Source organism: Rhizobium sp. YS-1r, assembly GCF_000757525.1.
Taxonomy (GTDB): domain Bacteria; phylum Pseudomonadota; class Alphaproteobacteria; order Rhizobiales; family Rhizobiaceae; genus Neorhizobium; species Neorhizobium petrolearium.
Genome location: NZ_JPYQ01000006.1, coordinates 477,644 through 500,081 on the forward strand (window position 1 = coordinate 477,644; position 22,438 = coordinate 500,081).

20 protein-coding genes are annotated in these 22,438 nt (G+C 60.7%); 13 read left to right on the forward strand and 7 right to left on the reverse strand.

The window, feature by feature from the left end; translation table 11 throughout:
• Positions 1-173: 173 nt before the first annotated feature.
• From JL39_RS06655 to JL39_RS06670, 4 genes are all read right to left on the reverse strand, one after another.
• A complete protein-coding gene (locus JL39_RS06655) occupies positions 174-1,580 on the reverse strand; it encodes an aminomethyltransferase family protein (RefSeq protein ID WP_037147659.1) in 1,407 nt (468 codons plus the stop codon).
• A gap of 195 nt (positions 1,581-1,775) precedes the next feature.
• Entirely contained in the window at positions 1,776-2,870 is a 1,095-nt protein-coding gene (locus tag JL39_RS06660; protein WP_037147662.1) for an ABC transporter ATP-binding protein, read from the reverse strand.
• Between the two features lie 82 nt (positions 2,871-2,952).
• Entirely contained in the window at positions 2,953-4,719 is a 1,767-nt protein-coding gene (locus tag JL39_RS06665) for an iron ABC transporter permease (protein WP_037147664.1), read from the reverse strand.
• 84 nt (positions 4,720-4,803) lie between these two features.
• Positions 4,804-5,865: an extracellular solute-binding protein gene (locus JL39_RS06670; protein WP_052182710.1), complete on the reverse strand. Its 1,062-nt coding sequence runs from the start codon at positions 5,863-5,865 to the stop codon at positions 4,804-4,806.
• A gap of 534 nt (positions 5,866-6,399) precedes the next feature.
• On the opposite strand from JL39_RS06670, the gene JL39_RS06675 reads away from it, so the two are divergent.
• The 13 genes from JL39_RS06675 (at position 6,400) to JL39_RS06735 (ending at position 19,755) form a co-directional block, all read left to right on the forward strand.
• Complete coding sequence (locus JL39_RS06675; protein WP_037148561.1) at positions 6,400-7,305, forward strand: LysR family transcriptional regulator; 906 nt, start codon at positions 6,400-6,402, stop codon at positions 7,303-7,305.
• A 240-nt stretch (positions 7,306-7,545) separates the two neighbouring features.
• A complete protein-coding gene (locus JL39_RS06680) occupies positions 7,546-8,625 on the forward strand; it encodes an amidohydrolase family protein (RefSeq protein WP_081952733.1) in 1,080 nt (359 codons plus the stop codon).
• Positions 8,626-8,628: 3 nt separating this feature from the next.
• Positions 8,629-9,732 carry an amidohydrolase family protein gene (locus JL39_RS06685; protein ID WP_037147667.1) on the forward strand — a complete coding sequence of 368 codons (1,104 nt, stop codon included), beginning with the start codon at positions 8,629-8,631 and terminating at the stop codon, positions 9,730-9,732.
• Between the two features lie 14 nt (positions 9,733-9,746).
• Positions 9,747-10,871 (forward strand): amidohydrolase family protein, encoded by a 1,125-nt coding sequence (locus JL39_RS06690; protein WP_052182711.1) that lies wholly within the window; start codon positions 9,747-9,749, stop codon positions 10,869-10,871.
• Complete coding sequence (locus JL39_RS06695; RefSeq protein WP_037147669.1) at positions 10,868-11,974, forward strand: amidohydrolase family protein; 1,107 nt, start codon at positions 10,868-10,870, stop codon at positions 11,972-11,974. Before JL39_RS06690 ends, JL39_RS06695 begins: the two co-directional genes overlap by 4 nt.
• A 2-nt stretch (positions 11,975-11,976) precedes the next feature.
• Positions 11,977-12,390 carry a Rieske (2Fe-2S) protein gene (locus JL39_RS06700; RefSeq protein ID WP_037147673.1) on the forward strand — a complete coding sequence of 138 codons (414 nt, stop codon included), beginning with the start codon at positions 11,977-11,979 and terminating at the stop codon, positions 12,388-12,390.
• A gap of 39 nt (positions 12,391-12,429) precedes the next feature.
• Entirely contained in the window at positions 12,430-13,449 is a 1,020-nt protein-coding gene (locus tag JL39_RS06705; RefSeq protein WP_037147675.1) for an extracellular solute-binding protein, read from the forward strand.
• Between the two features lie 178 nt (positions 13,450-13,627).
• A complete protein-coding gene (locus JL39_RS06710; RefSeq protein ID WP_037147677.1) occupies positions 13,628-15,238 on the forward strand; it encodes an ABC transporter substrate-binding protein in 1,611 nt (536 codons plus the stop codon).
• A 43-nt stretch (positions 15,239-15,281) separates the two neighbouring features.
• Complete coding sequence (locus tag JL39_RS06715; protein WP_037147678.1) at positions 15,282-16,271, forward strand: ABC transporter permease; 990 nt, start codon at positions 15,282-15,284, stop codon at positions 16,269-16,271.
• Positions 16,268-17,098: an ABC transporter permease gene (locus JL39_RS06720; RefSeq protein ID WP_037147681.1), complete on the forward strand. Its 831-nt coding sequence runs from the start codon at positions 16,268-16,270 to the stop codon at positions 17,096-17,098. Before JL39_RS06715 ends, JL39_RS06720 begins: the two co-directional genes overlap by 4 nt.
• The gene (locus JL39_RS06725) at positions 17,095-17,877 is read left to right on the forward strand and encodes an ABC transporter ATP-binding protein (protein ID WP_037147684.1); all 783 of its coding nucleotides are present in this window, start codon (positions 17,095-17,097) and stop codon (positions 17,875-17,877) included. The genes JL39_RS06720 and JL39_RS06725 overlap by 4 nt, the downstream gene beginning before the upstream one ends.
• Complete coding sequence (locus JL39_RS06730; RefSeq protein WP_037147686.1) at positions 17,874-18,671, forward strand: ATP-binding cassette domain-containing protein; 798 nt, start codon at positions 17,874-17,876, stop codon at positions 18,669-18,671. The genes JL39_RS06725 and JL39_RS06730 overlap by 4 nt, the downstream gene beginning before the upstream one ends.
• A complete protein-coding gene (locus JL39_RS06735) occupies positions 18,661-19,755 on the forward strand; it encodes an aminotransferase class V-fold PLP-dependent enzyme (protein WP_037147688.1) in 1,095 nt (364 codons plus the stop codon). The genes JL39_RS06730 and JL39_RS06735 overlap by 11 nt, the downstream gene beginning before the upstream one ends.
• On the opposite strand, the gene JL39_RS06740 is transcribed toward JL39_RS06735, so the two are convergent.
• Genes JL39_RS06740 through JL39_RS06745 form a run of 3 tightly spaced genes read right to left on the reverse strand, consistent with a single transcriptional unit; the run spans position 19,756 to position 22,436 of the window.
• A complete protein-coding gene (locus JL39_RS06740; RefSeq protein WP_037147691.1) occupies positions 19,756-21,312 on the reverse strand; it encodes a VOC family protein in 1,557 nt (518 codons plus the stop codon).
• Positions 21,309-21,437, reverse strand: a complete 129-nt coding sequence (locus JL39_RS32770; protein ID WP_265105687.1) for a hypothetical protein — start codon at positions 21,435-21,437, stop codon at positions 21,309-21,311. The genes JL39_RS06740 and JL39_RS32770 overlap by 4 nt, the downstream gene beginning before the upstream one ends.
• Entirely contained in the window at positions 21,438-22,436 is a 999-nt protein-coding gene (locus JL39_RS06745) for a TRAP transporter substrate-binding protein (protein ID WP_037147693.1), read from the reverse strand.
• Positions 22,437-22,438 lie beyond the last annotated feature (2 nt).

Genomic DNA, 22,438 nt, shown 5'->3' on the forward strand with positions numbered 1-22,438 from the left:
GAGCGACCGGGAGCCGGCACAGCATAATCTACCGTCATCCCTGTGCTTGTCACAGGTATGACGAGAGGGCAGATTTGCACTTCGCAAAGGCAAAACCTCTCTTTTCCGCCTACATGACTCAACGAAAAACGGCGCCCTTGGGCACCGTTTCCGCGTTGGCCTTGGGAGTGGAATCAGGCGTGCTTGGTGCGCCAGCTTTCGGCGTAGTTCTCGCGCGCTTCGCGGGCATAGGGCGTCGGTGAAACGCGGACGCGGATTTCGGCCTGCTTGTGACCCTTTTCGATCGACGTCTTGTCGGTGCCGCCATTCGGCTCACCCCAGATCAGCGTCAGAACGTCGCCTTCCTGGACGTCGTGATCGACGACGCCGAGTGAGAGCATGCACCGCTCATTGTAGCTGTAACCGTTGAACATCGACATGCCGACGACCTTGCTGCCGTGCATGATCCTGTCGGCGCTGGAGGACGCATAGTTCGGCTGCGGCAGGTCGATCCACTTGTAGGCCTCGCCACCGGGCACAAAGTTCGACGCGATGACCTTCATCACGTCTTCCGCATTCCACTCGAAAGTGACCTTCTTGCGCTGCGGCTTGCCCTTCATCGCTTCGAGAGCGGCACGGCCCACGAAGTCATGGTCAAACTTGATATAGATGCCGTAGCCGAGTTCATAAGGATTGACGTAATAGTCCTCGATATTATCGGAGACGAGGCTGCCGCCGATTGAGCCGGTCGCCTCATAGCTGTCTTCCGTAAGCCAGTCGCGATAGCCCTTGAGTTCCTCGCCGGTATAGATCGCCGGAAGAGGTGACGGAATCCAACCTGATTCCAGCGTATTGGTCGAATAGGCGCGGGCCCCGACGAGATAGAGATCGACGCCCGCATCCTTCGCAGCCTTGGCGATGATGTCGCGAACCTCGTCCTTCTCCGCATAAGGCCCCCAGATTTCGAGACCGGGAGCGCCGGCCATGCCATGACGCAAAGCCTGAACTTTCTTGTTGCCGACATTGATCCAGTCGACATGGAAGAACTTGATGTCCGGGATCGGACCGCCGTTCATCTTTTCGAAGATTTTAGGCGCATCAGGCCCCTGGATCTGGAAGCGATAGTGAACACGGGTCACCTGCTTCCCGTCCGGGCGCGAGGGCGAGCGTGGATCATGGGTGAGCTTCACGTTGTGCTTGCCGAGCGCAGCGTTGTAGCGCAGCCAGTTGGCGGTCGGCGCGCGGCCGACGAGCACGAATTTCTGCTCCGTCTCGCGGAAGATGATCATGTCGCCGATGACATGACCGGCCGGAGTGACCGGAACGTAGTGCTTGGCGCGGTTGGTGTCGAAATTCGCAAAGCTGTTGATCGCCAGGCCTTCGAGGAACTTTGCCGCATCCGGCCCCTCGACGATCAACTCGTCCATGTGGTGCGACTGGTCGAAGAGAACGGCCGATTCACGCCAGGCGACCTGTTCGGTGCGCCAGTTCGAGAACTCCGGGGCGACGACCGGATAGATGTACATGCCGATGCGCGAATTGCGCAGCATCTCGACGGTATTGCCCTTTTCCTTCAGGATCTGGGTCAGATTCTTGGCCATTTCTCCTCCTCACTCGATCGAGCCAGCACTCCCGAGCCCACATTAAACGAAGCCCGGAGCATTATATCGAGACCATCTATGTATACATAAATTGGCTGACAGCCAATTAGAAATGGATGCAGGCCATAACTTCCCTGCAATCCGGAAAGAAATCGAGAAACATCAGCCTCGGACGTGTACACATCGGCAAGGTTGTTAATTGCGGACGGCCCAGGCGGCGTCAGAGGGTGCCGCGACCGTCACCGGACGGCCGATGCCGATCTCTGCAAGCGACGGCGTTTCCACATGCAGCGTCTGCGCAGGCGTCTTGACCATGATCGAGCGGTGCGGGCCGCGGAAGATCGCCTGAGAGATTTCACCCGACCAGGAGAGCCCCTCCTCGATGGCGCCTGCTTCGCGAATCTGCAGGTTCTCGGGGCGCACCATGACGGTGACATCCGTGCCCCTCGGCATTTCGGTCGCCGCATGACATTCGCCGGACCAGCCCTGCCCTTCGACATCCAGTTTGTAATACTGACCACCGTTCGGGCGACAATCCTTGACCTTCGCATTCAGCAAGTTGGGCGTGCCGAAGAACGCGGCGACCTGCCGGTTTTCCGGTCGCCGATAGATCTCTTCAGACGCGCCGACCTGCAGGATCTTTCCGCCATGCATCACGACGACGCGGTCGGAAAGCGCCATGGCTTCCGACTGGTCGTGGGTGACATAAAGCGCGGTGATCTTCAGCCGTTGTTGTAGCGCCCGGAACTCGTCGCCCATCTGGGTGCGCAACCGCGCATCGAGATTTGAGAGCGGCTCGTCGAGCAGCAACACTTCCGGCTCGAACACCAGCGCGCGGGCAATCGCGACACGCTGCTGCTGACCGCCCGAGAGTGCCGGCGACGGACGCTCGGCATATTGCTCCATCTCGACCAGACGTAACGCGTTCATCACCCGATCGCGGATTTCCTTGTCCGACTTGCGGCGGATACGCAACGGATAGGCGACATTGTCGAACACCGTCATATGCGGCCAGATCGCATAGGACTGAAAGACCATGCCGAGACGGCGGCGTTCCGACGGCACGAAATAACCCTTGTCCGCATCCGAAACGACATTGTCGCCGATCGAGATGCGCCCGCCGGTATTCTTTTCCAGCCCTGCCACCATGCGCAGCGTCGTCGTCTTGCCGCAACCGGAGGGTCCGAGCAGCGTCACGAACTCCCCGCTCTTGATCTTCAGGTTCACCTGGTCCACGGCCGTGATCGCACCATACATCCGCGTCACGTTTTCGAGCGTCACCGAAGCCATATTTCTCTTCCTTGTCGAGTGCGAATCCCGGGACCCGCTTCTTGAAAAAAACGATAGAGGGCGGCGGCCGGAGCCGCCGTGCCTAAAGTTTGCTGATGCGCGCCTTGATGAAACGGAGCTGCACCCATCGGAACAGGATAACGAGCAACATCATCAGGAGCCCGATGACGCTCACCTGCTCGGCATTGCCGTTCGCCCAGAGCTTCAGGAGCACGACGGCAAGCGTTTCCGAACCGACCGAATAGAGAAGGATCGATGCTGAAAGCTCGCGCATGATGCCGAAGAAGGTGAGCACCCAGCCGACCGCGAAAGCCGGCCAGGCGAGCGCCACCAGGATGCGCCACATCGTCTGAACCCAGCTTGCGCCGTGGACGCGCGAACACTCTTCGAGGTCATAGGAAAGCTGGTGATAGGAGCCTGTCATGACGCGGACAGCAACCGGCGTACCCAGCGCGATATAGGCAAGCAGCAGCGCCCAGACCGTGCCATAGATCGGGATTGGCCCAGGCAGCATCGCGAACGCCCAAAGGAAGCCGACGCCGAGAACCATACCCGGCATCATCCAGGGCAACCAGGCCATGCCGTCGATCAGGCTGCGGCCCTTCCATTTGGTGCGCACGGAAATGTAGGCCACCACGGCGCCGAGCGCCATTGTGGCGGTCGCGCCGAGCAAGCCGAGCATCATCGTGTTACGCACCGCCCGCCAGAATTCCGAATTGGAGAAGACAGACTTGTAATGCTCCAGCGTCAGCATGTCGTAGGTGTAGAACCCGAAGAACCGGAAGAATGAGCCGAGCGCCAGCTGGCCGACCGGCAGCAGGAAGGTGATGAAAAAGAAGAGCAGACAGAAGGCGAAGGTTACCCAGCGCCAGGGGCCGAGTTCCATCACATTGGGACGAAATCCCTTGCCTGTGACGGTCTGGAAACTCTTGCCGCGCAGGATCGCCCATTGCGCGATGACGAGCAGGAACATCAGGCCCATGATCGCGAAGGAAAGCGAGGTCGCGTATTGGTAATCCGGCGTGGCGCGGTGGTTGATCGACTCGTAGATATCCGTGGTGATGACTTTGATCCCGGCCGGAAGGCCGAAGAACAGAGCCGACTCGAAGGTCTCGATACCTTTGATGAAGCTCAGCATGAAGGAACTGGTCAGCACCGGCAGCATCAGGAGCAGCGTAATCTTGCGGAAGGTCGTCCAGCGCGAGGCGCCGCACATGCGGCTCGACTCTTCGAGCGAGGGGTCCATCGCCCGAAACGCATCGACCATGAACAGGAAGAGGAACGGAATCGAATACTGACACATGTGCCAGATGACGCCGCCATAGGAGTAGATGTTGACCAGCGGATCCTGCGCGCCGGTCAGCCATCGCCAAACCATGTTGATAACGCCGACTTGCGGATTGCCGAGCATGCCCCAGGCCATAGCCGTCAAAATCGGCGGGATGAAGAATGGCAATGTGATCAGCACTTCCAGCGTGCCGCGGAACGGCGTGTCGGTGCGCGCGACGATCCAGGCGAGAAAAACCGCGATCACCAGCGACGGAATGGTCTTGGCGAGCGAAATGCCGACGGTATTGGCCAGAATCATGAGGTTCTGGGTGGTCATGATCGAACGATAGCCGTTCAGATTGAATTCGCCGGCCATGCCCGGAGGCGTGGAATGCAGGCTGCCGTAAAGCAGCATGGAGAGCGGATAGATCGTCAGGAAGCCGAGGATGAGGATCAGGACCAGCATGCCGATCAGCCGCGGCAGGGAACCGCCCGAAAAAGCACGTGTAAAGGCATTGCCACCGAGAACAGGTGCTTTATCGGTGATATCGTCTAGGGAGCGATTATGGATAATCGTCATGGGATCCTCGCTGCTCCGATGTCATGAAAAAAGCGCCGGCATCGGCCCGGAGTTGAAACCCCAGGCCGACGACGGCGCGTCACGTCACTTGAAAATTTCTTTCGACTTGGCGAGCATCTCGTTCTGGCGCGTCGTATCCGTCGTTCCGTAGAGCTTGGCTTCGGAAATCGCCTTGACGTCGGCCGGCAGGCCTTCTGTCATGCCGTCCAGCACCGGACCGTAGCCGAGACCCGCGTAGATTTTCTGCACGGTGGGGCTCTGCATGAAGTCGAGATAGAGCTTGGCGGCGTTCGGGTGCGGAGCCTTCTTGAGCAGGACGTTGCCATAAAGCACGTAGGGAACGCCTTCCTCGGGAATGATGAACTTGACCGGCAGGCCCTTCAGATCCGAGAAGTCGGTCAGGATGACCGGCATGTAGATCGAATATTCGCCACGCGCGGTGCGGCGCTGGGATTCTCGCTGGTCGCGGGTGAAGACGAGCTTCTGTCCGGCGACCTTCTTAACGTAATCCTCTCCAATCCGGTCATGGGTCGAGAAGAACCAGAGATAGCCGGCGCCGATGGCGCGCGGATCGTCGGAAAGGATCTTGCCCTGCCATTTCGGATCAGCGAGGTCTTTCCAGCTCTTCGGCTCATCCTCCGGCTTGACGAGGCTGGTATTGATCATGATGCCGTAGGGAATGGTCATGACCGAAGCCATCGGAACCTTGAGCTTGAACCTGTCGTTGATCTTGCCGGAGTTCGGCGTCACGGGCAGCGGATCGACCGACTTGTCCTGCGTATTGTAGAGCATGGTCTGCCCTTCGCTGGTGAACATCACGTCGGCAGCAAAACGGCCTGCAGCTTGCTCGACGCGAACGCGCTCGCGAATCTCGCTGGCGCGGGCTTCGAGGATTTCGACCTCGATGCCATACTCTTCTGTGAAGGCCTCCGCGATCGCCTTCGTACTCGGCTGGCCGACCAGCGCCGTATAGAGGACGAGCGTGCCCTCCTTCTTGCCCGCCTCGATCACCTTCTGCCATTCGGCGTCCTGTGCCTGAACCGGCAGGCCCACCGCCGACGCCATGATCAGGCCGCCTGCGACTGTCAGAAAAAATCGCCGCGACCATTTCCTCATGGCCGAAGTCACGAATATCGTTTTCGTCACGTATCTCTCCTCCCTGGAACTTGACGATTTGGTGTTTGGTCCGGGTCTTTCCCGGCATCCGACACCGAACTCTCTGCGGCCGTCCCGCCGCGATCTCCTTTCGACCAAGCCGTTTTCCCGAACGGCTTCGCCACCTTTCTCCCGTCCCGGCCCGAAAGGCCGCGGCAGTGCCCTAGACTCTCACTCGCCGTTCAATTCGATATCGGCTGGAAATGATCTGGCACGTACTCCACATTTGACAAGGTCCCTGATATGCACCCGGCGGCGCGGCGAAACTTCCCTTCCGACAACGCCGCCCGATATCAATTGAAACTCCCTGTTTACGAATTCCGGTCGATTACCCTCCTCTTCCCAAGAGGCCAGAACGGCATCACACGGAGAACCGGAATTCCCTCTTCTGTTACATTGACCTTTTCCCATGCAGTCGAAAAGCACCATTTTTTTACATTCACTTTTCTCGAAAACAGAAAGATAAACTGTGTTAAGGTTCAAACGGAGGACCGTCTTTCGAAGGCGGATCGGGAGGCTAAGGCATTGGACACGCTCGTAAATATCCGTACATTCATCGCAGTTTCCCGCTCAGGCAGCTTCTCTGCCGCCGGCCGTCACCTCGGTGTTGCCCCGTCCGTGGTGACGAAGCGCATCAGCCGGCTGGAAGATCAGATGCGGGTGAAACTCTTCGTCCGTTCGACACGCCAGCTCATCCTGACAGAGGTCGGCGAACGTTACCTGCCTCGCTACCAGGCGCTGGTGAAAGAAGTCGACGATGCGATCAGCGGTGCTGCCGCAGTCGCTCAGCGTATTGAAGGACATCTCCGGATAAAGGCGCCGACGACGGTGACGATCGCCTTCCTTGCCCGTATCCTCAGCGATTTCCAGCAGGAGAATCCAAATGTCACCATGGATCTTGCGCTGGTCGATCGATCCGTCAATCCGGCCGAGGAGGGCTATGACATCGCGCTCGGGGCGTTGCCTGCCTCCTATTCCAACGTTATCGACGAGCCGCTTTGCCCCTACCCGAGAAAACTGTGCGCCGCCCCCTCCTATCTCGAAACGAGAGGTATTCCGAAACATCCGCGTGATCTCGTCAATCACATCTGTCTGACCTTCCACGCGACGGGTTCGACATGGTCCTTCATGAGCCCCGGCGGACCCATCGATGTGGAGGTGCGTTCCGCCTTCAGCGCCAACGACACGCAGATCCTGCATGATCTGGCGTTGCGGGGTCGCGGCGTTGCCATGGTGGCGAGCTATGTGGCCGAAGACTCGATCAGGACAGGCAAGCTCATGGAACTTCTGCCGGACTATCCCGTCGCGGAACTCTGGCTGAAGGCGCTGATCCCCCAGACGCAGGCCCGAAAGCCAAGTGTGAAGGCGCTGATGGATTGGCTGAAGATCCATATGCATGCGTCACTGGTACACGGCGAAAGAGCCGCATAGCCAGCCGCATCTTTGCCGCGGAAGAAAAGCCGAATGCCTTTCGGCTTTCTCGTTTTGCGAAAGCCGCTACGACAAAAAAGAGTATTCTCACGCGCTTCGGCGCCCCTTACCTTTCACATCGAGGAAACGCATCACGGATACGATGGGCGGTAGCCGCGTTAAAACGCACCGTCCCGGGAGTGAGATGCGGGCGGGCCACTGGACAGAGAGCTGGCCGCCGAGAAAAGGGAGGTTTGCGCGGTGGATACTGCTGTGGTCCAGCGGAGCCCGGTTTTGTCGCAATTGGGCGCGATTGACTGTGACGTTCACCCGGATGCGCCCCAGCGCGCCGATCTGCTGCCATATTTGGACGATTACTGGCAGGAGATCGTGGTTTCGCGCGATGTCGATCGCCTTGAACTCACCAATTTCCCGACACGCACCAGGCCATTTTTCCGCGAGGACTGGAAGGCTGCCGAAGGCAGGGGCGTCGAAAAATTGCGCAAGAACCTGCTCGATCCGTTCGGCCTCAAATATGCGATCCTGAACTGCGTGACCGGCGTGCACGCAATCTACGACCCTTATCTCGCCACCGCGATCTGCCGCGCCACCAACGACTGGCTGAAGGCGGAATGGTTGGACAAGGACCCGCGGCTGCGCGCCTCGCTCGTCCTGCCGATGCAGAATCCTGAAGCCGCCGTCGAGGAGATCGAGCGTTTTGCCGACGACAAGCGTTTCGTGCAGGTGCTGGCGCTCTGCCAGGGCGAAATGCCGCTCGGCCGTCGCTACTATTGGCCGATCTACGAGGCTGCCCAGCGCCACGGTTTCACACTGGGCGTGCATGCCGGCAGCGCCTATCGCCATGCACCCAGCCAAAGCGGTTTCCTCTCCTATCTTGCCGAAGATTACGTCCACCAGATCCAGGGTTTTGCAGCCCAGGTCGGCAGTTTCGTCGCCGAAGGTGTGCTCGGCAAATTTCCCGACATGAAGATCGTGCTGATCGAATCCGGTGTCTCCTGGCTGCCCGGCCAGATGTGGCGCATGAGCAAGGACTGGCGCGGCGCCCGCATCGAGATACCGTGGGTGAAGGAACCGCCAGCCGCGATGGTCCGCCGCCAGATTCGCATGACGACGCAACCCTTCGACGCGCCACGTGATCCAAAGGAGCTGGAGCGCATCATCGAACATCTCGACGCCGACGACATGCTGCTCTTCTCGACCGACTATCCGCATCCGCAGTTCGAAGGTGATGCCGCCATTCCCGCGGGCTTCCCGGAACGCCTGATCGACCGCCTGGTCCGGGACAACGCGCTCGCCACCTACCCGCGACTGGAGGGTTAACCCATGAATCAAGCCGTTCTGGAAAAGGACGCCAAGGCCGAGGCTAAGCTCGGCGTCATCGATTGCGATATCCACCCGGCCCTCAGCACGCCGAGCGAGCTCTCGAAATTCCTGCCCGCGCGCTGGCGCGACCATCTGGCGGACTACGGACCGCGCAGCGCCAATCCGGTCGTCGGCACCCTGCCCTACCCGCGCATGACGCCCGGCAACGGCATGCGGCGCGACTCCTGGCCACCGAATGGCGGGCCGCCTGCCTCCGATCTCGCCTATCTGCAGGAACAACTCCTCGATCCGCTCGGCATCGAATACGGCATCCTGCAGCCGCTCGCGGCCGGTTCCTCGACGCTGAACCAGGAGCTCGGCGCGGCCATGTGCGCTGCCGCCAACGACTGGCAGATCGACAAATGGATGGCTCCCGAACCGCGCCTGAAGGGCTCGATCTGCGTCACCCAGGAAGATACTCCGTCCGCGCTGGCCGAAATCGACGCGCGGATCGGCGATAGCCGCTTCGTGCAGATTGCCATCCCGCCGCGCACCATCGAACCGGCGGGACGCCGCCGCTATTGGCCGATCTATGAAGCAGCCGAGCACTACAATATGCCGATCGGCATGCATTCGGCCGCCTACGGCTGGCACACCAACAGTGGCGCAGGATGGCTTTCATTCTACATCGAGGAACACTACGCCTTCTCGCACAGCCTGCAGAGCGTCGTCACAAGCATGGTCTTTGAAGGCGTCTTCGAGCGATTCCCGAAGCTGAAGCTCGTGGTTGTCGAGGGGGGCTTCGCCTGGGCGGCACCCCTTGCCTGGCGGCTCGACAAGCAATGGGAGCGGATGCGTTCCGAAGTCCCGCATGTGAAACGGCCGCCGTCCGAATATATCCGCGAGAACGTCTGGTTCACCACCCAGCCGATCGAGGAGCCGGAAAACAACCGCCACCTTCTCGACACGCTCCGCTGGGTCGGCACCGACCGGCTGATGTTCTCGACCGATTATCCGCATTGGGATTTCGACGATCCGCGTTTTGCCTTCAAGGTGCCGCTGTCGCCGACGGAACGCGCGCAGATATTCCGCGACAACGCAAAGCACGTCTACCGTCTGGCCTGACCCGGAGTAATCGCATGAATGAAATGGTCAGATCATTGGGCAAGGAGACGGGCCTCTCGACGGTCGGGGGGATCGATTGCGATCTCCACCCAGCCTCACCGGCGACCAGGACGCTGCTTCCCTATCTGGACGACTACTGGCGCGAGACCTTTGTCATGCGCGGCGTCGATCGGCTGAGCCTTGCCATGACGTCCTCACCGGCACGTGCGCCAATCAATGTCCGTTCGGACTGGACGGCGACAAGCGGCTTTGCGGGTGACACCCTGGAGACGGTGCGCTCCCAGGCGCTCGATCCGTTCGGCACACGGTTCGCCATCTGCAATGTGCTGCATGGCTCGATGATCATGCATTCCGACGATATGGCGGCGGCGCTTTGCGGCGCGGTCAACGAATGGCTGGCACGGGAATGGCTGGACAAGGAGCAACGCCTGCGGGGTTCCATCATCGTCTCCGCCCAGAATGCCGAACTCGCCGTCGCGGAAATCGAGAAACGCGCCGCCGACAAACGTTTTGTTCAGGTACTGATCCTCGCCCAGAACGACGAGCCTCTCGGCCGCCGGCGATACTGGCCGATCTACGAGGCCGCCGCGCGAAACGGGCTACCACTCTGTATTCATGCCGGTGGAAGCAATCGCCATGCGCCAACCGCCACCGGCTGGCCAAGTTATTTCGTCGAGGCCCATGTGGCTCAGGCATCGATCTTCGAAAGCCAGCTCCTGAGCCTCATTTCCGAAGGTGTCTTCCACAAGGTTCCCGACCTGAAGGTGGTCTTCGCTGAAAGCGGTTTCACCTGGCTGCCATCCTTCTTCTGGCGGGCCGACAAGACCTGGCGCGGCGTGCGCGCCGAGACGCCCTGGGTGACGGAACAACCGAGCGATATCGTGAAAAGGCATGTGCGCTTCACGCTGCAGCCTGTCGAAGCCCCGATTGGAACGGACGCACTCGCGCGCACGCTCGAGCATATCGATTGCGACGACATCCTGCTCTTTTCGACGGATTATCCGCATACGCAATTCGAGGGTCTGAACGCGCTTTCCGCAAGTTTCGGCGAAACGCTGGCGAGGAAAATTCTGATCGACAATCCGCTCGCCACCTATTCGCGGATCGCCGCGGATTTCGGAAAGGAGGTCGCGAAATGACGGAAACCCAAACGCTGGAGCGCCCGGTCGAGGCAAAGGCCAAATATAACCTCATAGACTGCGACATTCATCCGTCTATGAAGACGCCGGCCGAACTGCATCCCTATCTCGCGCAGCGGTGGAAGGATCATCTGGCGACCTATGGCGGCCATACCCGGCAGGGGCTTGCTGAAACGCTCTCCCATCCGCGCATGGTGCCGGAAGTCTCGCGCGTCGATTCCTGGCCGCCGACCGGCGGTCCGCCGGGTTCCGATTTGCCCTTCCTGCGTGAACAGCATCTCGACGGGCTGGGCATCGATATCGGCGTGCTTGTGCCGCTGCGCTTCAATGCCAGCGGCCAGCGCCATCCGGACTTCGCCGTGGCGCTCGCGACCGCGCTGAACGACTGGCAGCTCGGCAAATTCCTGGAACCGGAACCGCGACTGCGCGGCTCGATCATCATCACTCAGGAAGACCCGGCGAGCGCTGTTGCGGAGATCAATCGACGCGCATCCGACAAGCGGTTCGCACAGGTTCTCCTGCCGCCGCGCTCCATCGAACCGCTGGGAAAACGCCGTCACTGGTCTATCTTCGAAGCCGCCGTGGGCCACGGCCTGCCGATATCGCTGCATGTCGGCGGCGTCGGCGGGCATCCGGCGACCGGCGCCGGCTGGCCATCCTACTATATCGAAGAACACCATAGTCAGGTGCAGACGATGCAGGCGGGGATTGCCAGCCTGATTTTCGAAGGGGTCTTCGAGAGCTTTCCGGAGCTCAAAGTCTCGTTCGTTGAAGGCGGCTTTTCCTGGGTGCCCGCTTTCGGTTGGCGCATGGACAAGGCCTGGAGCACGATGCGCGACGAAGTCCCGCATGTGAAGCGGCCACCGTCTGAATACCTGCGCCGCAATATCTGGTTCACCACCCAGCCGATGGAAGAACCGAACCCGGCGAAAAACCTCACCGACACGCTGAAATGGATCGGGACCGATCGGCTGATGTTCTCGACCGACTATCCGCATTGGGACTTCGACGATCCTCGTTACGCTTTCAAGATACCGCTCACCGCGGCCGAGAAAGCGGCGATCTTCGCCGGAAATGCTGTCAACTTCTATGGATTGAACTGAGAATGGCTCGTCACGTCGTCGCAAGGGTCGATGAACTCGATATCGGCAAATCCAAACTGGTGAAGGTCGCAGGCCGCGACATCGCCCTCTTCAACGTCAAGGGCGAATTCTTCGCCATCGCCAACCGCTGTCCGCACGAGGGCGCCGATCTCTGCCGCGGCCAGATGGTGGGGCTGGCTGAATCCGATGAGCCTGGCCAGTACCGCATGACGCGGCACGGCGAGCTGGTACGCTGCCCCTGGCACGGCTGGGAGTTCGACATCCGCACCGGGAAATCCTGGTGCGATCCGGCGCGCACCCGTGTGAAAAGTTTCGACGTCACCGTCGCCAAAGGCGGAGCGCTCACGGAAGGCCCTTATCAGGCCGAGGTCTTTCCGGTCTCCATCGACGAGGACTACGTCGTCGTGGAGATCTGATGACGCCCGAAATCACAGCGAATATTCCAGGGAGGAGAAATGTCGCTTATCAAGAAATTCACTGTATTGGCGCTCGGCGCAATACTCGCAGGACCTGCGCTGGCGCAGGATGCCGACTGGGACAAGGTGGTGGAAGCCGCCAAGAAAGAAGGCACCGTCACCGTCTATAACTCGCAACTCGGCGCGCCGAACTTCGTCGCCGTCGTTGAATCCTTTCAGGAAAAATACGGCATCAAGGTCGAATCGCTCGATGTGCGCGCCAGCGAACTGACCGAACGCCTGCGCTCCGAACAGGCTGCCGGCCGCTACATCGCCGATATCCAGATGCATTCGGCAAACTCGATTGAAACGGGAAAAAACCAAGGCATCCAAATCGAGCCGCTCGGTGAGATTCCGAACGTCGCCAAGATTCGCGACGACATGAAAAAAGAAGTCGCCGACGATCACGTGCCCGGCTTTTTGCAAGCCTATGGCATCCTGGTGAACACCGGCCTCGTGAAACCGGAGGATGAGCCGAAGAGCTGGAAGGACCTCGCCGATCCGAAGTGGAAGGGCAAGATCCTCTCCGACGACATGCGTCCGCTCGGTTCCGGCGGCACCATGTTCGTGGTCTTCAACAAGACTTTCGGCCAGGAGTTCAACGAAAAGCTGGCTGAAAACAAGCCTGTTTTCAGTCGGGATCTCCGCAATGATGCCCGTCGCGTCGCCCGCGGCGAATATCCGGTCTACATCCCGCAGATGTTCGCCTTCGCCAATGACTTGAAGGGGCTGCCGATCAAGGTGATCGTGCCGCCGGAAGGCGTTCCCTATGTGTCGATCCATTTCGCCGTCATGAAGAACGCGCCGCATCCCAACGCGGCAAAACTCTTCATCAACCATTTCCTCGAAATGGAATCGCAGGTGACCTACGCGAAGGCCTGGATGCTGCCTGTGATCAAAGGCGTCGAAGACCAGCTCGATCCGGAGTCGAAGCGTTTCGCCAGCGCCAAACTGCTCGGCACCCGCGAGTTGGACGAATATGGTCCGATGATGGACCTTGCCAAGAAAATCTATCCGTAAAGGTCCTCCCGGCCTTGAGGGGTCTGGCGGGACGTCCTGCCGGACCCTTTTTTTATCGATACGACCCGGTTTCGACCGGGAATTTGTTCACGAAAGCGGCTCGGCGAAATTTCCTGCCTGTGCGGCTGGCGATTTCGCTGGCAATATCCGTCGAAAATGTTGGACGCAGGAGAGAGCAATGTCGATCGCAAGCCTTTCAAGACGAACCCTTTTTCAGGCTGGCGCCGCGCTGCTCGCTTCGACCGCCCTGCCGAGATTTGCGCGCGCACAGAACGCACCGTCCGGTGGTCGGCTGATCGTCGCGGCCGACTCGGAGCCTAAAAATCTGAACCCCGCGATCGTTGCCTCGAACGGCGTGTTCTTCGTCGCCAGCAAAGTGATCGAACCGCTCGCGGAAGCCTCGTTCGAGGGCAAGGACGGGCTGTCTCCCCGGCTTGCAACCTCCTGGGAAGGTTCTCCGGACGGCAAGTCCGTTACGTTCAAGCTGCGCGAGGGCGTCAAGTGGCACGACGGCAGGCCTTTCACCTCCGCCGATGTCGCTTTCTCCGCGCTCAACATCTGGAAGCCGCTACAGAATCTCGGTCGCCTCGTCTTCGCCAATCTGGAGACCGTCGATACGCCGGACGAGACGACTGCCATCTTCCGGTTTTCGAAGCCGACGCCGGTGCAGCTCATCCGCAACGCGCTGCCGGTCGTCAGCAGCGTCGTGCCGAAGCACGTTTATGAGGGCACGGACATTGCGACCAATCCGGCGAATACGAAGCTCATCGGCACCGGTCCGTTCAAGTTTGCGGAATACAAGCCCGGCGAATACTACCGTCTGACCAAGAACGAGAACTACTGGGCAAAGGGCGAACCAAAGCTCGACGAAGTGATCTTCCGTGTGCTGCCGGACCGCGCCGGCGCCGGCGCGGCGCTGGAGGCGGAGGAAATCCAACTCGCCGCCTTCTCCGCCGTTCCACTGACCGATCTCGACCGCATTTCCAAAGTGCCGGGCCTCAAGGTCATCTCCAAGGGCTATGAGGCATTGACCTATCAGCTCGTGGTGGAGATCAACCATCGCCGCAAGGAGCTCGCCGACCTCAAGGTGCGCCAGGCGATCGCGCATGCGATCGACAGGAAATTCGTCGTCGACACGATCTTCCTTGGATATGCCGTCGCCTCGACCGGGCCGGTGCCGAAGAACGCGCCGGAATTTTATGACGCCGACGTGCCGACCTACGATTTCGACGTCGCCAGGGCCAATGTCCTGCTCGATGAGGCCGGGTATCCGAAAGGCGCCAATGGTACGCGCTTCTCGCTGAAACTCCGGCCCGCTCCCTATTTCAACGAGACGAGGCAGTTCGGCGATTACCTGCGCCAGGCGCTCGCCGCGATCGGTATCGATGCACAGCTTGTCAATGCGGATTCCGCCGCCCACCAGAAGGCTGTCTATACGGATCACGATTTCGACCTGGCCGTCGCCCCGCCCGTCTTTCGTGGCGATCCGGCGATTTCCACCACCATCCTCGTTCAGTCCGGCATTCCGGCGGGCGTGCCCTTCTCCAACCAGGGCGGTTATGCCAGCAAGGAGCTCGATGGCATTATCTCCAAGGCGGCGGAGACGATCGATACGGCGGCGCGGACGGAGCTCTACAAACAGTTCCAGAAGATCGTCGCCGCCGACCTGCCGCTGATCAACGTCGCCGAATGGGGCTTCATCACAGTCGCGCGCGACACGGTACTCAACGTCTCCAACAATCCGCGCTGGGCAGTATCGAACTGGGCGGATACGGCGCTGCAATCGTGATAGGCTTGGCCTTGGAAATCCGAGTCCCGAGGTTTCAAGCAGCGTGAACCGTGCCCTTCGATTGATCAGGCGCCGCGCGATCAGCAGCATTCCCGTGCTGCTTATCGTCGTCGCATTGACCTTCCTGCTGCTCGAATCCGCATCCGGAGATGCCGTCGATGCCTATCTCCTGTCGATCGGCGGCGGAGATGCCACGGTCGCGCAAGCGCTGCGCCAAGCCTATGGTCTCGACCAGTCCATGTTCGCCCGCCTCTGGCTCTATGCCTCTTCGCTGGCGCGGCTCGATCTCGGCTGGTCGGTCGCCTTCGGCCGGCCGGTGCTCGACCTGATCCTCGAACGCCTGCCGAACACGCTGTTCCTGATGGGCAGTGCCACGGTGCTCTCCTTCGGGTTAGGTTCTGCACTTGGCATCGTCGCCGGTGCAAAGCCGGAAAGCCTCGCAGATCGAACGCTCTCGACCGTCTCCCTTGTTCTATACGCAATCCCGAGCTTCTGGCTCGGCCTGGTGCTGAGCATCATATTTGCCGTGCAGCTCCGCTGGTTGCCGACCTCCGGCATAGAGACGATCGCCTCCGGCAGGACCGGACTTGACCGAGCCGGTGACATCGCCACGCACCTCGTTCTGCCTGTCGGCACGTTGGCGCTCATCTACATGGCACTCTTCCTGCGAGTCATGCGGGCCGGCATGGCAGAGGCCTGGACGCTGGATTTCGTGCTCTTCGCCCGCTCCAAGGGCCTTTCTCGCACCCGCATCGTGCTGCGCCATGTGGCGCGCAACGCGCTCCTGCCGCTCGTCACCATGCTCGGTCTGCAATCGGCCGCCATGCTCGGCGGCAGCGTCGTGATCGAGAGCATCTTTGCCATTCCGGGCTTTGGACGACTGGCCCAGGAAGCGGTGAGCGGCCGCGACGCGCCCCTGCTCATGGGCATCATCGTCGTCAGTGCCGTGCTGGTTATCTGCGTCAACCTGGTGATCGACATCATCTATGCCGCACTCGACCCTCGGGTCGGTGCCTCGGAGCGGGGCCCATGAAGCTCATCCGAAATCTTAGCAGAACGCCGGAAGGTGCCGTTGGACTGTGCATTTTGGTTATCCTTGCGCTAATCGCAATTCTCGCCCCCCTGCTGTCTCCCGGTGATCCGCTGCATATCGCCGGACGCGCCCTTCTGCCCCCCTTTAGCGACCCGAATTTCCCGCTCGGCACCGACCGGCTCGGCCGCGATGTCGTGGCTGGCATCATCCATGGCACGCGCACCTCGCTCCTGGTCGGCATCGCCGCCGCGTTAGCCGCCATTACCATCGGCCTTTGCGTCGGATTGACAGCGGGGTTTGCAGGTGGCCTCTTCGATGAAGCGCTGATGCGTGTAGTCGATGCCTTCCAGATCGTGCCGGGCTTCCTGTTGGCCCTGGCTTTCGTCAGCGTTGTCGGCGCCTCCGTGCCCATTGTCGTGCTGGCGATTGCGCTTGGCGCCTGGCCAAACCCGGCGCGGCTCACGCGCGCGCAGGTTCTGTCGATCAAGGAACGGGATTACGTCGCCTCTGCAGGGGTGATTGGCATGCACCCGGTGGAGATTGCATTGAAGGAAATTCTGCCGAATGCGCTGCCGCCGGTTCTGGCGCTTTCGGCCATCATCGTCGCTGCGGCGATCTTGACCGAAGCAGCCCTCTCCTTTCTCGGCCTTGGAGACCCGAACACGGTGACCTGGGGATCCATGATTGCCGAGGGGCGCAATATCCTGCGCTCCTCGCCGTTTCTGTCGATCTTCCCCGGCATCGCGCTGGTCATTACGGTCGTCGGCGTCTATCTCTTCAGCGAGGGGCTGACCAAGGCTCTTGCCGGGCGGAGGATCGAAGCATGACCGTGCTTTGCAGGATCAGCGGCCTTTCGGTTGTCTATGCCAGTCAGCCGGCGCCGGCCCTGGACGCGGTTGATCTCGACATCCTTGCCGGCGAACGGCTGGCGATCATCGGCGAAAGCGGCTCCGGCAAGAGCACGCTGGCGCGCGCCATCGCCGGGCTCCTGCCGTCCGGCGCGCGCGTGACTGGCGAAATGGAATGGTCAGCCGGCCATCCACCACATCCGGGCCGCGAGCTCGGCTTCGTCTTCCAGGACCCGTCTTCCAGCCTCAACCCCGTTCTGACCATCGGCGAACAGGTGGCTGAGGGCGCTCGCCGGCATCTTGGCCTTCCGTGGTCGGCCGCCTATGCCCAGGCGCTGAAGATTCTGGAAAAAGTTGGTATCCCGCAACCGGAAAAGGCATTGAGAGCTTTCCCGCATCAACTTTCCGGCGGTCAACGCCAGCGCGTCGCGATCGCTGCGGCGCTAGTTGCAAAGCCGAGCTTTCTCATTGCCGACGAAGCGACCAGCGCGCTCGATATGGTGGTGCAGGCGGAGATCGTGGCGCTGCTCGGCGATCTGGTCAAAGAAGCCGATATGACGCTCCTGTTCATCACCCATGACATCGCTCTGGCTTCAGGTTTCGCGGATCGCGTCGCAATCTTCAAGGATGGCCACCTGGTCGAAGCCGGACCGACCCTTGCGGTCCTTTCCTCCCCGCGGGAGATCTATACGCAAACGCTGATCGCCAGCCATCGCGACCTCTCCACACCACCCCTGATCAAAGAGCCTGCCTCATGACCTTGCTCTCGATCGAAAACCTCTCGAAACGCTTTTCGTCCGGCGGCCGCGACATCGCGGCGCTCAAGGACGTGTCGCTGACAATTGCCGACGGAAAGACGCTCGGACTCGCTGGCGCTTCCGGCAGCGGGAAATCGACGCTGGCGCGCATCCTCATGCGGTTGATCCCACCGGATGCGGGCACGGTCCGCTTCGAGGATGAGGACTGGTTGACACTTTCGGGCTCCGGACTCCGCCGTCGTCGCGCGAAAATTCAGATGGTCTTCCAGGATGTGCTCGGCGCGTTCAATCCACGCGCCACGGTCGCCTCCGTGCTCGACGATCCGCTGCGCATCCACGCCATCGTGCCGAAAGCCGAAAGGCCGAAGGAGATCGCTGCATTGCTTGACCGCGTCGGCCTGCCTGCAAGTTACGTTGCGCGCTCGATCCGCGAAGTGTCTGGTGGTCAGCGGCAGCGGATAGCGATTGCCCGCGCCATTGCCACCCGACCGTCGCTGATCGTTTTCGACGAGGCGGTCTCGGCGCTCGACGTTTCCATTCGCGGCAAGATTCTGGAATTGCTGGTCGAGTTGCAGGAAGAGCGGGGCATCGCTTATCTCTTCGTTTCCCACGATCTCGCCGTGCTGCGCGCCGTCTCCCACCGGATTGCCATCATGGATGCCGGACGGCTGGTAGAAAGCGGTCCGGCGGACCAGATGATCGGGAATCCGCAATCTCAGGCGGCAAGAGCCTTGATTGCGGCAGTGCCACGCCTCGTCATCGAACCAACGAGAGACTCCGCCCATGACGTCTGAAACCTGGAATCCATTGAGCAATGCGCCGCCGTTCCCGGCCGTGCGCTATGCCTCGATTGCCGATCGCATCGCAAAGGTCCTCGGGACGCGCAACGACGTGCTCCTTATTCAGGCAGAAGCCGTCGTTGCGCTGGAAGCGGTCGCGACGAGCCTTGCGCGCCCCGGCTTGAAAGTGCTCAACATCGTCACCAGTCCTTATGGCCTCTGGTTCGGCAACTGGCTGAGACGTGGCGGGGCCGACGTCATTGAGCTGGCGGCAGAGCCGGCCCGTCCGATCGACGTGGAAGCCGTGGAACGGGCCTTGAATGCCCATCCGGACACGAAGGTTCTTGCGCTCTGCCATGCGGAATCAGCAAGCTGCATCCTCAATCCAATGGAGGATATCCTCGCTCTCGCCCGCGCCCGCGGCATCGTGACGATCGTTGATGCGGTAGCCTCTGTCGGCGGCCACGCCCTGAATGTCGATGAACTGGGCGTAGATATCGCCATCATCGGTCCGCAGAAATCGCTGGCCGGCCCGGCCGGGCTTTCGGCACTCTCCGTCAGTTCCGCCGCCTGGCAATTGATCTCCCGGGACGGCGGTCCGACGAGCTCGATCCTTTCACTTCTCGACCAGAAGGCCTGGCTCGACGCCGGCCGGGGCACACTTCCCGGCACGACGGCGCCTTTGGAATTTTTCGCGCTTGACGCTGCTCTGGATCGGCTCGAAGCGGAAGGTCTGGCTTCTGTCATTGCACGACATGGCCGCGCTGCAAGGGCGGCGCATGCTGGACTGATTGCGCTGGGCGCCGAGCCTTGGGTGAAGCCGGAAAAAGGTTCGCATCTCGTCACCGCGGTCGAGCTTTCGGAGGCCGCCGACCCCAAAGCGCTGCTTGCCGCAGCCGCTCCGCTCGGTATGGAGTTTTCGATCGGCGTCGGACCGGGAGCAAACCGCCTGATCCGGCTCAACCACACCGGCTTGCGGGCCCGTTTCGACATCGTGCTTGGCAATGTCACTGCGTATGGAATTGGTCTCAGGCGATTGGGATTCAAGGCGGATATCGCCGCAGCCGTCGAGGCGATCGCTCTCCACTACGGCGACTGATCAGACGCCTTTTTCGGCCAGCCAGTTGCGGACAATCTCCTCGTCCTCGCGACCGAGCCCATGATTTGCGTCGAGTTTTTTCGCCGCCACCTCTGCCCCCGCCGCGCGAAGCCGGTTTTCCAGCTCCGGCGTAAGCGGTCCGTAAAAATCGTCGGTCGCGCTGAGCGAAAGGACCTGTGCCCCCGAGAGGTCGACCACCGGCTTTTCCTCGAGCACGTTCATCGACCGCAGCAAGACCGCCTTGCGGATCAGGGTCGGATGAAGCTGCATGACCGCTCCGATCATATTGCCGCCATTGGAATAGCCGACGAAAGCAGTTCGGGAAGGATCCACCCCGTAAGCCGGAGCCAGTTCCTCAACGAAAGCGACGAAGGCTTCCGTTTCGGAAAAGATCTCCTTCTGGTCGAACGTCACCTGGTCGAAACGGCGGAAGAAGCGCGGATAGCCCTCGTCCGTCGAGCGTCCGCGAATGCCGATCAGCATGGCATTCGGCGCAACCTTGCGTCCGAAAGGCAGCATGCTGGTTTCGTTGGCACCGGTTCCGTGCAGCAGAACCAGCGTCGAGCCATCCCATCTTTCCGGCATATGGATGCGGTGCACGAAAGGCAGGTCGCGATAAATAACCCGCTCCTCCCCGGGCAGGCCGAATTGCGGCAGCATGACCCGAAGTGCATCGTGATCCGCGTTGAAATGCTTCGGGATGAAGAGCCGCGTGCCAAGCGTTTCGACTGTCTCGTCGGTCGTAAAACCGGGTCCATCGCTTGCAAGCTCGATCAGAGTGCCACCCGGCTCACGCACATAGAGCGAATAGAAATAGTGCCGGTCATGCATGTTCATCTCACCGTCGCCTTCAGCCCGGAGGGCGGCATGCGCAGCCTCGACATGCGCTTTGTCGGACGCACGAAAAGCGATGTGGTCGATCGTGCCCGCGCCCGGCGCAGCGGTCCAGAAACCATGGGCATCACGGACATCGACAATGTCCTGCGCATCCGAAACCAGCCGCTGGATATTGCCCTCCTTCGGTCCGAACCTCAGCCCCATATGCCGGATCAGGAATTCCGCAGTCTCCACCGGCTTTTCGGAGAGGATCGTCGCACCGCGTAGCCCGCGAATTGCATCCGTCTCGGAGATACCGCCGCCTTTCCACCAGATCCAGGGTGATGTCTCTTCCACGCCGACCAGCTTGACGATGATTCCGTCCGGGTCGGCGAGCCTGAGCACCGGTTCGCCGAATTCCTGTGCCGGCCCGCTGAGCTTGACGTTGAATTGCAGCGCCCGCGTCAGCCAGAAACCGATTGCCTCCGGCGCGATCACAAAACTGATCTCGCTCGGCGCGCCATGGCCGACGCGTCCCAGCGAACCATCTTCCCAGGCAAGGAATGTTACGAGCGAACCCGGCGATGCCGCCCCGTCACCATAGAACAGGTGAAGCTGTTGCGCGTCCTCGAAACCTGCCGTGCGTTTCACCAATCTGAGACCCAGGAAGCCCACGTAGAAATCGACATTCGCCTGGATCTTGCGGGTAATGGCCGTGATGTGATGCAAGCCGCTGGTCATACGCTGATGAAATCCTTCTGTTGACGGACGAAGACCGTTTTGATGCCAATCAGATAACGGTACTCGTCGCGCGCCTGCAATTCGTCAAGCGTCTCGATTGCCGGTGCAGATATAGGAGTCCGCATTCAGGCCGCCTGGACAGCCTTGATCCGGTCCAGGCCGCCGACGATGCCGGCAAAATCCTGCCACACCCCTTGAGCGCCCTTCTGCCATTCCTCGAAGGCTTCCGGCTTCAAGAGCTTGCCGCCGTTCTTGAGCGACTGTTCGACGGAAGCCGTCTCATCTTCGACGATGAGTTGGTTGAAATAAACTGCTCCTTCTTGCGACGCAGCCAGAAAGACCGCCTTCTGCTCGTCATCGAGACGGTTCCAGAAGCTTGCAGCGTAGAAAATCACGCCGGAAGCCCAGATGTGACCGGTCTCGGTCATATAAGGCACGACCTCGTAAAGCTTGAAGCCGGCATAGGCAGACTTGGTCAGGTCCATGGCATCGGCCACCCCGGTCGAGAGCGCGTTGTAGGTCTCGGTGATCGGAATGCCGACGGGCGTCGTACCGAAAGCACGCCAGAGCCTGGTGTGGAGCGGGCTCTGGATGACGCGGATCGTCTTGCCCTTGAGCTGCTCAGGACGCGTGACCGGCTCCTTGGTGAGCAGATGCCGGGCACCGTAGTTTATGAAGCCGCCGATCACGAAATTCTGGCTCGCGAGCTTTTGTTTCAAATCTGCACCGACCCTTCCATCCACCGTTCTGCGAACGTGGTCGCTGTCACGGAACAGAAAAGGCAGATCGAGGATCTGCAACTCCGGCACCCAGCCGGAGAGCGACGAGACCGTTGAAAGGCTTGCCTGTACCGAGCCGAGACGCGCACCTTCGGCCACTTCCTTCTCGCCACCGAGCGCGCCGTTCTTGACGACGTTGAATTTGAATTGTCCCGGCAGCTTGGCCTCCACAAGCTCGCCGATCCTCACCCAAATCTTGGTTTCCGGCTTGTCGTCGCCGAGAAGCGAAGCGACCGTGATCGTCGTGGTGCGGGCTGCCGCGGTGCGAACGTAAACAGGCGCGGCAAGCGCGGCACCGGTTGCGGCTGCGGTCTTCAAAAGCGTACGGCGGTTGAATTTTTCCATGG

What these genes read in the sequence shown, in the direction of transcription:
- JL39_RS06655 (WP_037147659.1), bottom strand. Translation starts at nt 1,580, where the DNA reads ATGGCCAAGAATCTGACCCAGATCCTGAAGGAAAAGGGCAATACCGTC.
- JL39_RS06660 (WP_037147662.1), bottom strand. Translation starts at nt 2,870, where the DNA reads ATGGCTTCGGTGACGCTCGAAAACGTGACGCGGATGTATGGTGCGATC.
- JL39_RS06665 (WP_037147664.1), bottom strand. Translation starts at nt 4,719, where the DNA reads ATGACGATTATCCATAATCGCTCCCTAGACGATATCACCGATAAAGCA.
- JL39_RS06685 (WP_037147667.1), top strand. Translation starts at nt 8,629, where the DNA reads ATGAATCAAGCCGTTCTGGAAAAGGACGCCAAGGCCGAGGCTAAGCTC.
- JL39_RS06690 (WP_052182711.1), top strand. Translation starts at nt 9,747, where the DNA reads ATGAATGAAATGGTCAGATCATTGGGCAAGGAGACGGGCCTCTCGACG.
- JL39_RS06695 (WP_037147669.1), top strand. Translation starts at nt 10,868, where the DNA reads ATGACGGAAACCCAAACGCTGGAGCGCCCGGTCGAGGCAAAGGCCAAA.
- JL39_RS06700 (WP_037147673.1), top strand. Translation starts at nt 11,977, where the DNA reads ATGGCTCGTCACGTCGTCGCAAGGGTCGATGAACTCGATATCGGCAAA.
- JL39_RS06705 (WP_037147675.1), top strand. Translation starts at nt 12,430, where the DNA reads ATGTCGCTTATCAAGAAATTCACTGTATTGGCGCTCGGCGCAATACTC.
- JL39_RS06710 (WP_037147677.1), top strand. Translation starts at nt 13,628, where the DNA reads ATGTCGATCGCAAGCCTTTCAAGACGAACCCTTTTTCAGGCTGGCGCC.
- JL39_RS06720 (WP_037147681.1), top strand. Translation starts at nt 16,268, where the DNA reads ATGAAGCTCATCCGAAATCTTAGCAGAACGCCGGAAGGTGCCGTTGGA.
- JL39_RS06725 (WP_037147684.1), top strand. Translation starts at nt 17,095, where the DNA reads ATGACCGTGCTTTGCAGGATCAGCGGCCTTTCGGTTGTCTATGCCAGT.
- JL39_RS06730 (WP_037147686.1), top strand. Translation starts at nt 17,874, where the DNA reads ATGACCTTGCTCTCGATCGAAAACCTCTCGAAACGCTTTTCGTCCGGC.
- JL39_RS06735 (WP_037147688.1), top strand. Translation starts at nt 18,661, where the DNA reads ATGACGTCTGAAACCTGGAATCCATTGAGCAATGCGCCGCCGTTCCCG.
- JL39_RS06740 (WP_037147691.1), bottom strand. Translation starts at nt 21,312, where the DNA reads ATGACCAGCGGCTTGCATCACATCACGGCCATTACCCGCAAGATCCAG.
- JL39_RS32770 (WP_265105687.1), bottom strand. Translation starts at nt 21,437, where the DNA reads ATGCGGACTCCTATATCTGCACCGGCAATCGAGACGCTTGACGAATTG.
- JL39_RS06745 (WP_037147693.1), bottom strand. Translation starts at nt 22,436, where the DNA reads ATGGAAAAATTCAACCGCCGTACGCTTTTGAAGACCGCAGCCGCAACC.